We start from the raw sequence: 12,540 nt of genomic DNA, 5'->3' as shown, positions 1-12,540 counted from the left end.
AAGGTATTTTTTAAATTAGGAACACATTGTACCTTATTTTTTTTATCTTTGACAAAACTTTTGTTATGGATAAGGCTAAAGTAAGTAGAAGACGTGGAGAAGAGTTACTGGAAAGCTTGTATAATGCTACTATTACCTTGGCCGCTACCAATAAACTGACAAGCTTAACTTTCCAACAGATAGCTGATGAAGCGAAGACGAGCAGAACAGTATTGTACCGTCGATGGGCATCACCTTTTGATTTATTACAAGATATTTATGCTTATAAGACAAAGAAATTGTTTGATGCAGATTTTCTAAGTCAGGTACAAGATAATGGAACTTTAAGAAAAGATTTTTTCCAGTTACTCTCACTTTATCAGAAAGCTTACAACGAAGTTGGAGCTGAAGCCATAAACAATTATTACTATTTAAGAATGCAGGATAAGGAAAACAGCCGTGAGCCAGTTATTCATATTCAGGCAATTGAAAAATATTTAAGTGCTGTAAAGGCGATACTTAACAACGCACAATCAAGAGGTGAAAAAATAAGTAAGGTAAGCAATGTTACACTTATGCTTCCCTTTGACCTTATAAGAACTGAAAATTTAATCAGGCCTGAAAATATTAGTAAAAAAAGACTGATGACAATGGTTGAGGAAATACTAATCCCTGTCTTTACCAACAACTAAGTGCTGTAAATTGGGGTCGTTCTCAATTCGTTTCATTTCGCTGACTACAATATTTAGGATGTCGGATTTTATCTGTTTATAATTACTTTCAATTTCCTGCTTCATTTTATCCTCGCCCTGCTCATCAACAAAAGATAAGATTTGCGGTATCTTTTGGTAGGCTTTGGTTTCGGAAGCAACTTTTTCATTATCCACCACGATTTCTGCGTGAAAGATCTTTTGCTCGATGCGCTCGTCAAAATTATCCGATACAGAACCGACAAAAATACCCTGTGTTAAGGTTGAAATTTTGGAAGCCGGAATAAGGCTGTCTAACTGTGTGGATATGGAAGTTGATTTATCATTACGGTTAATCGTCATACTTTGGCGTTTCTGCAATACTTTTCCGAAGCGTTCCGAAAGGCTCTTTGCCGTTTCGCCTACAACCTGACCGGAGAAAACATTACCTACGGTATTCTGAATAACCTTGCTTTCTTTGTCGCCGTAATCCCTTGTTAATTGCGAAAAATCCTGGAAGCCCAGGCATACAGCTACCTTATTACTTCTCGCCGTTGCGATAAGATTATCCAAGCCCCGAAAATAAATCGTAGGCAACTCATCTATGATAACGGAACTCTTTAATTGTCCTTTTTTATTAATCAGTTTTACAATCCTCGAATTGTATAAACCCAGTGCTGCCGAATAAATATTTTGACGGTCGGGATTATTACCCACGCACAAAATTTTCGGTTCTTTCGGGTTGTTGATGTCCAGTGAAAAATCATCGCCTGTCATAACCCAATACAACTGCGGGCTAATCATTCTTGATAATGGTATTTTAGCCGATGCGATTTGTCCCTGCAACTGGTCTTGTGCTCCACCTTGCCAGGCATCCATAAAGGGCGACAAATAATTTTCCAAATCGGGATATGAGGTAAGGATAGTGAACACGTCCGAATACTTTTTATTCAGCAATTCTATTGCGTGTGGAAATGTACAATACTTACCATTATCGTATATTTTCAGATACCAAATAATGGCGGCTAACAGGATAATCGGGCTTTCCACGAAGAAATCGCCCTGTTTCTGTATCCAGCTTCGGTTAAGGTTTAGCATTATGGTATATGCCGCTTCGTAAGCATCAGAAATATCCGTCATAAAGTCGGGATTGAGTGGATTGCAACGGTGGCTCTTGCGTGGGTCGTCGAAATTTATCACATAAAATTTCGGCTGAACTTTGTATTTATCCCTGTTCTTTAGTAGATGATTGTACGCAATGGTAGAAAGGTCGTCAAACTTGAAATCGTATATATACATACTGAAACCTTTCTCTATCTGCTGTTTGATATAGTTGTTTACGATAGCATACGATTTTCCCGAGCCAGGCGTTCCCAGCACAATCGTTGCCCGAAAAGGATTGACTACGTTAATCCAACCGTCATTCCATTTGTTTTTGTAATAAAACTTCGTGGGTAGATTGACGGAATATTCATTTTGCATCAACCTTGTTTCCTGCTGAAAACTTTCATTCTCGTTATTAAAAACGTCGTCCATCAGGTTGGTACGGAGCAATCGGCTCATCCACACACCAGCCATTAGCAAGGCGATATAGCCTAACGAAATGGTAAGGATATACAAAAATGTACCTATTACCGGAGGTAGCTTTAATAAAGGTGTGTTCAAAAAAAACAGCACAAACCCAACGCCCAATGCCACGTAGATTTTAGTCCACGTTATCTTTTCATTCTTTACGCCCTTTGTTCCCAAACAGCTTAATGCCAACAAAACCAAAGCAAAGGCTTTTGTATATAAGGTATGCGAAAACAGCCCTGCCGTTCGCTGAAAATTCCCTAATATTTTGTTGATGATTTCCAATGTCCAGCCACGTTCCAAAAAGAAACCGTAGCAAAACCAATAAAGGTGCATCAGTACCAATAGGATACTCACTGCCCTCATAAATGCCATAATCTTGGCAAGCCCTCGTAAATCGTCTTCTTCCTGCATTATTTTAAGTTTTAATGTTCGGGCGTGAATTTATGGGCTGTATAGCTTGGCTATAAGATTGTGGCAGGCATTGGCGGTACGTGGCAGTGTTTGGCTGAATTGTATCGATTATATGCCTGTAATCGTATGGTATTTTGTAAATTTGTGCTTTTATTTTATCGGAAGACTTGCTTTCCAAGTCTTTTACAGCCGTATAACGAAATTGAAATGAACGAAATCAAGAAAGCTCCTATTGACAGGGTTGTTTCGCCTATCCAGAGATTTATCCAACAGGAAAAATCCGGTGGATTGGTATTAGGTATCAGTGTAATTATCGCTTTATTTTTAGCCAATTCGCCTTGGCATCACGAGTACCACCATTTTTTTGAACAGAAATTAGGTTTTCAGTTTAACGGAAACACCTATCTGGAATACAGTTTCCACCATTGGATAAACGATGGATTGATGGCAATTTTCTTTTTCGTGGTGGGATTGGAACTGAAACGGGAAATCGTAGCCGGAGAGCTATCCAACCCGAGAAAAGCATTGCTCCCCATTGCCGCAGCAATAGGCGGAATGCTTGTGCCTGCCCTTATTTATTTCGGCTTAAACCCAACAGGCGAAGTGCAAAGCGGTTGGGGTATTCCTATGGCAACGGATATTGCTTTTGCTTTGGGTGTTCTGTATCTTTTGGGCAATCGTATTCCGTTGGCTCTAAAAGTTTTTTTAACGGCATTGGCTATTGTTGATGATTTGGGAGCGGTATTAGTGATTGCTTTTTTCTACACTTCCGATATTTCTATGATGAATTTGGCTATCGGTTTGCTTTTTCTGTTAGCAATGTACATTGGCAACAAAATGGGTGTAAGGAGCATTTTATTCTATGCAATCTTGGGTATTGGCGGTGTTTGGACAGCGTTCCTATTGTCCGGTGTTCACGCAACCATAGCCTCTGTTCTTGCGGCATTTACCATACCTGCTGATGTGAAAATAAAGGAAGATGTTTTCATTGAAAGAATAAAAAAACATTTGGGAAGGTTTGCAAGTGCAGACCCCAATAATAAAGTCCCTACGTTGACCAATGAGCAACTTCACATTCTCGAAAATGTAAATGCAGATACAAACCACGCCATTCCGCCATTGCAGAAGCTGGAACACGCAATGCACCCTTTTGTAACCTTTATTATCATTCCCATTTTTGCCTTAGCCAATGCAGGTGTTTCTGTATTGGATATTGATGTTGATGAGCTGTTCAGCACCAATGTAGCTACCGGTGTAGCGTTGGGTTTATTGCTGGGTAAAGTTATAGGCGTAGTAGGTTTCACTTGGCTTTGTGCAAAATTGAAGATAGCCCCATTTCCCGATGGTATGAATATGAAAAACCTTTTGGGATTAGGACTGCTGGCATCTATCGGGTTTACGATGTCCTTATTTGTAACCGAATTGGCATTCACACACGAAGAATACAAGGTACAGGCAAAGGTTGGTATTTTTATAGCCTCTCTTATTGGCGGTGTATTGGGTTATATGGTATTGAGCAAACAAAGTAAGAAAAACTAAAACCTGCTTATGCCGAACTATTTTGACAATCCCAAGAGTAAACTTGACCTATTCCGTCAGAAAATGTATATCATCATATATGGTGTGAATACTCCTGCTGGAAAGGCTTTTGACGTAGGCTTGCTCATAGCTATCTTGCTAAGCGTTTTTACCATAATGGCAGAAACGGTCGAAGGTATCGACCATACTTACCACAGGGAACTCATCGTTTTAGAATGGATTTTTACCATCATCTTTACGTTGGAATATGCGTTACGGATTTTTGTAAGTAAAAAACCGTTAAAATATATATTCAGCTTTTACGGTATCATTGATTTGCTTTCTATATTGCCAATGTTCCTTTCTGTCTTTATCAAGGGCAGTCATATTTTAAGTAGTTTCAGGATTTTAAGATTACTCCGACTGTTCAGGGTATTTCGCCTCATTGAATTTGTGGAAGAGTCTGCAAAACTTAAAGTGGCACTGATGGCTAGCAGAGCAAAAATAATGGTATTTCTTTACACCGTATTAATCATTGCCGTATTGATTGGTACATTGATGTATTACATTGAAGGGCCGGAAAACGGTTTTACGAGTATTCCCAAAAGTGTGTTTTACACTATTGTTACGCTGACCACCGTAGGTTATGGCGATATGGTGCCGACTACTGCTTTGGGGCAGTTTTTGTCAATGCTACTAATGGTTACCGGTTATGGTATCATCGCTGTGCCTACCGGAATTGTAGGTGTAGAGATTGCAAAAGAGGTAAGAAAATCCATCGGCAAGGAAAAAGAACATAACAAATTGAACGGTATAGTGTGTGCTCATTGCAATAAGGAAGGTCATCGGGATGATGCCAAATATTGTTACAGTTGCGGGCATTATCTCAATTCCTAAACTTAACAATTCTTATGAGCAATAAAATATTTGACTTTATCAATCTTCATAACGGAGAGGAAGAAAAAAACAAAGTACTCGAAAACGTAACAGCCAACATCTCTTTCCGTGGCTCAAACCTGTGGATTTTGGCTTGTGCCATTATCATCGCCTCTATCGGGCTAAATGTAAATTCGACTGCCGTAATTATCGGAGCGATGCTGATTTCTCCGCTGATGGGACCGATTGTAGGTGCGGGTTTTGCGTTGGGGACTTACGACTTTGCCCTGCTTAGAAAGTCGATGAAAAACTTATTGATTTCTACGGTAGTGAGCTTGCTTGTTTCTGCATTTTATTTCTATTTAAGCCCTTTCAAAGATGTACAATCAGAACTGTTGGCAAGAACTTCTCCCAATATTTACGATGTGCTGATTGCCTTTTTCGGTGGGTTGGTCGGCGTGATTGCCATTACAAGGGTAGAAAAAGGAAATCCAATTCCGGGCGTGGCTATTGCAACGGCATTGATGCCACCTTTGTGTACCGCAGGTTATGGATTGGCAACGTTTAATTTGTCCTATTTTGCAGGAGCGTTTTATCTATATACCATCAACTGCTTTTTCATTTGTATAGCCACGTTTTTTGTGGTCAAATATTTGAAATATCCCGCTACGAGCTTTAAAGGCAGGCTTTATGAAAGAAAAATCCGATTGGGCATAACCACATTGGTGATGATAATGATAGTTCCGAGCTTTTACTTGGCTTACAATCTTTTCAACGAGAAAAAATTTACCAATACGGTCGAGGATTTCATCAATTCAGAATTTAGTAGCCGGGGCTTTACCGTGATTTATAAAAAACTGAACTACAATGCCAGTCCCCGAACGGTGGACATCGCTTTCCTGAATAAGAAGTTGGGCAAAGATGAAATAGCAATGTATAATCGCCTGCTTGACGAAAAAGGTATTCATAATACCGTATTGAGTTTCCGGCAGAACGAGGAAGACATCAAATCCGAAATATTGAGTGAAATAAACAAGCAGAATGCTTCTGTTTCCGAGAAAGATGTAACCATCAATAATTTACGACAAGAGTTGGATAAATACAAAGTCAGCGAACCAAATCTTGTAAAAGAAATGAACATACTTTTTCCCGATTTTAAGAATATCAAATTGGGAAAAATTGAAAAATATCCGAATACCGATAGCACAAAAGTTCAGTTCTTGGTATTGTACAATGCGGGTAAGAAACTCAAAAATGAAGATAAAGACAAAATAAAACAATGGCTGAATGAACGGTTAAGCAGTCAGGAAGTTTTATTGGTGCAAGATGAGTTTTTATAAATTATCTTCTTTTGACACGCTTTCTTTTCTTCTTCATTTTATTGGCAAAATCTTGTTCCTCGTAATCTTCGCCCTGTGCTTCGGGCAATAAACCGCCCAATGCTTCAATCAAACCGTCTTCGTGTTTTTCAGTATGTAAAAAGTCGAACAAATGGTGTGGTTCTTCCGCAGGAAGATCCGCATCATTTGATGTGGATAGTTTTGGTTGTGATACGGCAGGTTCTTTAATATCGGGTTTGATGTTATTGTTCCAATAATCATTAAAGGTATTGGCGGAAAGTTCCTTGCTTAAACGTGAACCGTTCCATACGATTTTGGAATTGTGGTCGATAAAGGTCATTCCGTATATACGTCCTGCATCGTTTCTTCGCACTACAACATTAATACCCTGTTCTCCTAATTGCTTTTTAAAAGCCTGTTCGTTGTTTGTGGATTGCAGGGCAATGGTAACGGCAGATTTTAGGGTCTGTTTGGTCGGGCTATCTTTCAAAGCCGTTTTGCATTTCGCAAAATGCAATTCCAAAGCCGGAAGCCCTGCGTTCTTTCCAAAAAGCGAAGCCTTGAACGGATGTCCGGCTCTTTCGCCTTTTTCATTTAGCGGAATATATAATAAGCCCTGCTGCATCTTTCCCTGCAATTCGCCCTCGATTTTCTCGGCGGTAATGTTGAACAGGGAAAGCAAAGCGTTATACTCTCCCAAAGTTTGGTACTGATAGTAGTTCGGCAGGTGTCGAATGACCGATGCAATCTGACTTTTTATATCGCCTGCCCGATAATCCACGGGACGGAAAACCTTGTCTGTTTGGTTACGTTCCTTATCTGTTGCGGGTATCAAACCGTGTTTTCTTTCCAACTCACGGCACACATTCATTGACCGTATTTTCTCAAATTTATCCGAAATCTTTACGCCCTGTTCGTCCACGCAGACCGATACAATATGGATATGACTGCGGTCAATATCCGTGTGTTTGAAGACTACAAAAGGCTGTTCGCCGTAACCCATTTCCCGCATATATTCTTCCGCCATTTCCCTGTATTGGTCATCGCTTACCTTATCTTTCGGGTCGGGATTGAGCGAAATATGCAAGGTGTGATATTGCGTATTGCGATTTGCGATGAGGTACGGCTCAAAAGATTGGGTTAATTGAGAAACGGTATATGCTCCGTTTGGCGTTTCGATTATCTTATTGGTAAACAGAATTTGTCCGTTTTCTTTCTCCACTTTCAGATTATTATACGCCAATGCACCGTACAGATTTTCACTTCTTCCGATTTTTGCTATCATTTCTAACGCTGTTTTTTCAGATGTTTTTCCTCAAATTCTTCAGTAAGCTGAATGATTTTTTGGCAGAGCATCGCCATTTCAGCCGTTTGTTTTTCCAGTTTGTAAAGGAATGCAGCGGCTTTTTTCTCGGAAAAATGCTTGTACAGTAGCTTCACAACCTGATTATAGTTCACACCTACGGAGCGAAATTGACTGTGAAACGAAGTCAATCGCATATAGAAATCAACTGTTCCTTTGTCAATCTTAACTGACTTCATTTCCTTACTGAACAGCAGGGAGATGATAAACTTTGCTTTATTGGGCATTCCCGATGCTTCAAAAAGCGATAAAAGTTTGGCGTTTTCTTCATCTGTAAGACGGAAAACGTGGCGGTGGACGCTAGGGTCGGTTTTTGGGATCCGCCCGCCCTTATTCTGTTTTTTGTTACTGTTGTCGTTCATCACTAATCCATTTTTAAATCACACAAAACCCTGACTTCGGAAGGTGTTTTCTGTCCCCTGCAAAGGGCAAGTTGTTTTGGGGCACGAACTCGGTTTCGAGTGCCTCAAAACACAACTTGCCGTGTTCCGATGAACACAAAAATCCGCCCTACGGGACGGATTGAATGTAACAGGGAAAAACGGCTCGATGCCGTTCCCGTTACCCTCCGATTTGTCTAAAGACTTTTGCATAAATCCGTTAATAAAAATCATTTTACAAAGTAAAAAACTCTTTAAGAGAGTATTGCAATGCGACACCCGGACAAACAGTGCCTTTGAACGCCAAACACTGCCACGATGATAAAAGCACCTATATATCTACATTTCTTTGTGCCTATAAACAGATATAAGGGCATAGTTAGCTATGCAGGTAACAACATAAGTACGCAATCAGCTATGTAGGAAAATATGACTGTACGGATATGAAAAAGTACCTATTGAGATACCTGCTTATGCAGTTGAGTACGGACATATTCAGGCACATAAATAAACAAGTCTGTTGCTACAAACATACTTGTCTGCATACAGCTATAAGCGTGTATTCAGGTACATAGCTTGGTGCATCATTACCTGCTTAACTATAAAAGTATGTACAGAGCGACAAGCCTATATACAGTAGTACACAGGTAGATAACTGCGGATATACGGACATAAGTAAATGGATATATAAATAATTAAAAACAGTAGAAATATGAATGCAAAACACAAAACAGTATTTATCGCCTTTTCATCTCAAAAAGGCGGTGTCGGCAAAAGCACGTTTACAACGCTTGTTGCAAGTACGATGCACTATCGGTTGGGCTACAACGTAGCCGTATTTGATGCGGATTTCCCGCAGCACAGCCTTATGAAAATGAAGACAAGGGATTTGGCAATGGTAATGGAAAATGAGGCTTTGAAAAAGCTGGCGTACAAACAATTTACCACCATCAACAAAAAAGCCTATCCGATTATGCAGCACAAGGCGGATAGTGTATTGGAGGCTGCTCACGAATTTGTAAACACTTCTTCCGTTCCGGTTGATGTGGTATTTTTTGACCTGCCCGGAACCGTGAACACACCCGGCATTCTGAAAGCATTGGCAGGAATGCACCACATTTTTACGCCCATCACGGCAGACCGTGTGGTAATGGAAAGTACGCTCATCTTCACACAGCTTTTGCAGGATGTGATTATGAAAAAAGGAGAAACGTCCATAGAAACCATTAACCTGTTTTGGAACCAGGTGGATGGCAGGGAAAGCACACCCTTATATGGCGTGTATAACCAATTGATTGAGCAATTAGGATTAAGCCTGATGCAAAGCCAAATCAAGAACAGCACTCGTTTTCGCAAAGAAAGCGAAACGGACAGCAAAACCGTTTTCCGTTCTACCGTAATGCCTCCCGATGAACGTTTGATGAAAGCCAGTCAGTTAGACCTGTTCATAGACGAATTTTTAAAAATCATTCAATTATAGCCCTATGGAGAAAGATAATAAGAAAAAAGCCACGCCCGATATTAACGAGGAACTGATGATGAACCTGATGGTGGATGGCATAAAAAAAGAGGGCTTACAGCTTCCACCGGAACCGCCGACCGAAGCATCCGAAAAGGAAGAGATTAAGCCTAAAGAACTGGCACAGGAGAAACCTGCGGTTAAAGAAAAGAGCAGAACCAAAAGGGCAAACGAAGCAGATTATGAAAGTATCTTTTTCAAAAAACCGGACACCAATGCCCGTGACGGGAAAACGGTTTATATCCGACCGGATTTTCACGAAAAGATGTCACGCATTGTACAGGTTATAGGCGAAGATAAGATTACCATATACGGCTATTTAGACAATTTGCTGGATTACCATTTTCAGGAATTTGGCGAGCAAATTACCAAGAGTTTCAATGATAAGTACAAACCCATTTTATAAGCTATGGAAACAGTAATTGTGATATGCCTGCTCATAGTCATTGCCCTGCTTGTGCAGGACAAGATTGTTATCAGGAAAAAGACGGAGCAAAAGCCAGCACAGGAAAAGGTTAACCCGAACCTGCCCGATATTATGGGTCAGCCCAAGCCTGTAAGAAGCCATTCCCTGCCAAACGCTGCCAATGAACGCCAAATTGAGGAAGTAGAGATAAACCCCGATAATTTAGACATTGAATACGACGAAAATGAAAACGTAGGTATTCAAATTCCGCAGGAAGAGCTGGACGAAGTCTTCAGTAATATGCCTGATTTGGAGGAAGAGGAAGAAGAATGGAACAGGTACGGAATATCCGGTGGCGATGACAGTCTTGCCCAAGGGGTTACCTATGACGAACTAAGCTCCGTAGGCGCATTGCTCCAAAAAGAAAATTTGGAACAATCCCAAAAAGAAACAGCGGTTGCGATAGTTCAAAGATTGCAGGGAACTGAATTATTCAGCCTGCTGGAAAATTCCGTTGAGGGTGCTTCCCGAAAAATTGCCGAACTTTTGGATAGTACACTCTCTTCTGAAACGGAGAACAGTTCTTCCACTTTGCGGAAAAGTGATTTGAGTGATTTTGACATTGGGGAGTTTGTGTGAGCAAACTCCCTTTTGTTATTTATTCAATCGAAATTATCAAGTGCAACAATCGAATATTCATAATTATATTCGAGCAAATGAGGAGTTGGGCTTTTCCCCTCTGGATTATAATAATTTATACCCCTTGATGTTTCAGAAATTAAATGCAAATTTTTTCTGGCTCTTGAAGCTAAAACATAAAGTAATTTTTTGGAATTTTCATATCCGTTCGCATCGTTGAAGTGCGGGACATAATCATCAAGGAGAGCAAAGCCTATTACTGTATCATATTCTTCTCCCTTTACTCCGTGAATAGTAGAAACTGTTATTCCATCTCTTTGCCTGAATACTTTTCTGAAATTCTCAATTTCCCCGATAAATGGATTTCCCTCATCAATAAGTCGTTGTATTCTATTTTCAGAGCTTGCAAAAAATGATGTGTGATGTTCTTCAAGTAAAGGGAAATTCTGAATTTGTATTCTTAGACTTTCACAAATTCGTTCAAAGAAAGAGCGTAAGTAGGTTAAACCATCATTTTCATTTACTTCAATAGAATTGCAGATTTTCAAAAATTCTTTATTTGATAAGTTTGATACATCTACTCCCGCAGCATCAAGTTCATTCAACACTTCTTTACCCCAACGCAAACGGCGAACGTACATATAAGGCGATGGCTCTGTCAAAACTATTCTTGAAACTTTAAACCAAAAATTCTCAATATCCCGGGAAAACGGAGCCATTCCCGGTCCATCAAAACTAAAATCCGGAAGTCTAATCATTAGCTTTCTTGTAATACTTGCAATCTGTACCCATTGAGGTGCTGCAATACAAATTTCGTTAGGGCTAATTCCGGCTTCTCGGACATTATACAAAATCAATTTTGCAATTTCTTCTATCAAATTATCTAAAGAAACCGATAAATTATATGTGATTAAACTATTATAATCTTTTTCGTTTCCGAATGCTATAATAGGAGTAGCAAATGTTTTATAATAATCGAAGTAATTTATTATGGTTTCAGATGACCTATAATTTTTATCTAAACTCAACTGTATCAAGTCAAACCCTAAAAGTTTTTCCAATTCATCCTTTGGCATCGGATAACCACCTAAAGAATGATAAATAGATTGGTTAGGGTCGCCAACGATTAATGTTTTTGAACACCCATTATTTGCACTTAATATTTTTGATATTATATGATATTGTATCTCTTTAGTATCTTGATATTCATCAATCAAAACAAACGGAAACAATTTACAAAGGATAGTACTAATAATTGGTTTTGATTTCAATAATTCATAAGCATAAAAAAGTATCTGCTCAAAATCCAATTGATTATTTTCTTTTAATATCCCGAAATACTCTTGAAGAATAGCTTTGATATGCTTATTCTGATTGCTATTTTTTGATGTAAACTTATATGTGCCATTTATGGTAGCATAATATTGAAAATCATAAAAAGTAACTTTTGGATTGCTATATTTTTTACATAATTCGGTTAAGAGCTTTTCGGTATCAAAGGAATTACAAACTTTAAATCCTTTTTTTAACCTGTCAGAATATAAATGGTAAGGTTTTAATATCCATTCCATACAGAATGAGTGAATAGTGCCAATCCACAATTGTCTAGTATCAACCCCCAATAATTCAACCCGTTCTTTAATTTCATCAGCAGCGTTATTCGTGTATGTAATTGCAATAACGAACTCTTTATTGGAATTTAGCCTGCTTAATTCGTAAGCGATTTTGTATGTAAGCGTTCTCGTTTTTCCACTACCAGGACAGGCAATCAAGAGTACACTGTCTTTCTCCAAGATTGCAACTTCTTGCTCCTCATTCAAACTTCCTTTTTCCCAAATGAACATA

General features: G+C 39.2%; 11 protein-coding genes. 7 read left to right on the top strand and 4 right to left on the bottom strand.

Translation table 11 applies throughout. From position 1 onward, the window contains the following. Positions 1-26 precede the first annotated feature (26 nt). Positions 27-671: a TetR/AcrR family transcriptional regulator gene (locus CHRY9293_RS01635; RefSeq protein ID WP_228455442.1), complete on the top strand. Its 645-nt coding sequence runs from the start codon at positions 27-29 to the stop codon at positions 669-671. Here the strand turns inward: CHRY9293_RS01635 and mobC are convergent. Continuing rightward, complete coding sequence (mobC, locus tag CHRY9293_RS01630; RefSeq protein WP_162031313.1) at positions 645-2,654, bottom strand: conjugal transfer protein MobC; 2,010 nt, start codon at positions 2,652-2,654, stop codon at positions 645-647. The genes CHRY9293_RS01635 and mobC overlap by 27 nt on opposite strands. A 207-nt stretch (positions 2,655-2,861) precedes the next feature. Between mobC and nhaA the strand changes: the two genes are divergently transcribed. Genes nhaA through CHRY9293_RS01615 form a run of 3 tightly spaced genes read left to right on the top strand, consistent with a single transcriptional unit; the run spans position 2,862 to position 6,388 of the window. Then, positions 2,862-4,193 carry a Na+/H+ antiporter NhaA gene (gene nhaA / locus CHRY9293_RS01625; RefSeq protein ID WP_162031312.1) on the top strand — a complete coding sequence of 444 codons (1,332 nt, stop codon included), beginning with the start codon at positions 2,862-2,864 and terminating at the stop codon, positions 4,191-4,193. Between the two features lie 9 nt (positions 4,194-4,202). Next, a complete protein-coding gene (locus tag CHRY9293_RS01620; RefSeq protein ID WP_162031311.1) occupies positions 4,203-5,069 on the top strand; it encodes an ion transporter in 867 nt (288 codons plus the stop codon). 14 nt (positions 5,070-5,083) lie between these two features. Further along, positions 5,084-6,388, top strand: a complete 1,305-nt coding sequence (locus CHRY9293_RS01615; protein WP_162031310.1) for a DUF389 domain-containing protein — start codon at positions 5,084-5,086, stop codon at positions 6,386-6,388. Between the two features lies 1 nt (position 6,389). Here CHRY9293_RS01615 and mobB read toward each other — a convergent pair whose 3' ends face one another. Next, complete coding sequence (gene mobB, locus CHRY9293_RS01610; protein ID WP_047098922.1) at positions 6,390-7,673, bottom strand: conjugal transfer protein MobB; 1,284 nt, start codon at positions 7,671-7,673, stop codon at positions 6,390-6,392. A gap of 2 nt (positions 7,674-7,675) precedes the next feature. Continuing rightward, entirely contained in the window at positions 7,676-8,113 is a 438-nt protein-coding gene (gene mobA, locus CHRY9293_RS01605; RefSeq protein WP_162031309.1) for a conjugal transfer protein MobA, read from the bottom strand. 730 nt (positions 8,114-8,843) lie between these two features. Here mobA and CHRY9293_RS01600 point away from each other — a divergent pair. The 3 genes from CHRY9293_RS01600 to CHRY9293_RS01590 are packed head-to-tail and all read left to right on the top strand — an operon-like array spanning position 8,844 to position 10,695. After that, positions 8,844-9,611 (top strand): ParA family protein, encoded by a 768-nt coding sequence (locus CHRY9293_RS01600; protein ID WP_162031308.1) that lies wholly within the window; start codon positions 8,844-8,846, stop codon positions 9,609-9,611. Between the two features lie 4 nt (positions 9,612-9,615). Continuing rightward, positions 9,616-10,056 carry a DUF3408 domain-containing protein gene (locus tag CHRY9293_RS01595; RefSeq protein WP_162031307.1) on the top strand — a complete coding sequence of 147 codons (441 nt, stop codon included), beginning with the start codon at positions 9,616-9,618 and terminating at the stop codon, positions 10,054-10,056. A gap of 3 nt (positions 10,057-10,059) precedes the next feature. Beyond that, positions 10,060-10,695, top strand: a complete 636-nt coding sequence (locus CHRY9293_RS01590) for a conjugal transfer protein TraD (RefSeq protein ID WP_162031306.1) — start codon at positions 10,060-10,062, stop codon at positions 10,693-10,695. Between the two features lie 23 nt (positions 10,696-10,718). Here the strand turns inward: CHRY9293_RS01590 and CHRY9293_RS01585 are convergent, their stop codons facing one another. Next, positions 10,719-12,539 carry a UvrD-helicase domain-containing protein gene (locus CHRY9293_RS01585; RefSeq protein WP_162031305.1) on the bottom strand — a complete coding sequence of 607 codons (1,821 nt, stop codon included), beginning with the start codon at positions 12,537-12,539 and terminating at the stop codon, positions 10,719-10,721. Position 12,540 lies beyond the last annotated feature (1 nt).

It is taken from the genome of Chryseobacterium potabilaquae (assembly GCF_902728265.1).
GTDB classification, from domain to species: domain Bacteria; phylum Bacteroidota; class Bacteroidia; order Flavobacteriales; family Weeksellaceae; genus Chryseobacterium; species Chryseobacterium potabilaquae.
This window is presented reverse-complemented; position numbering and strand designations above follow the sequence as displayed.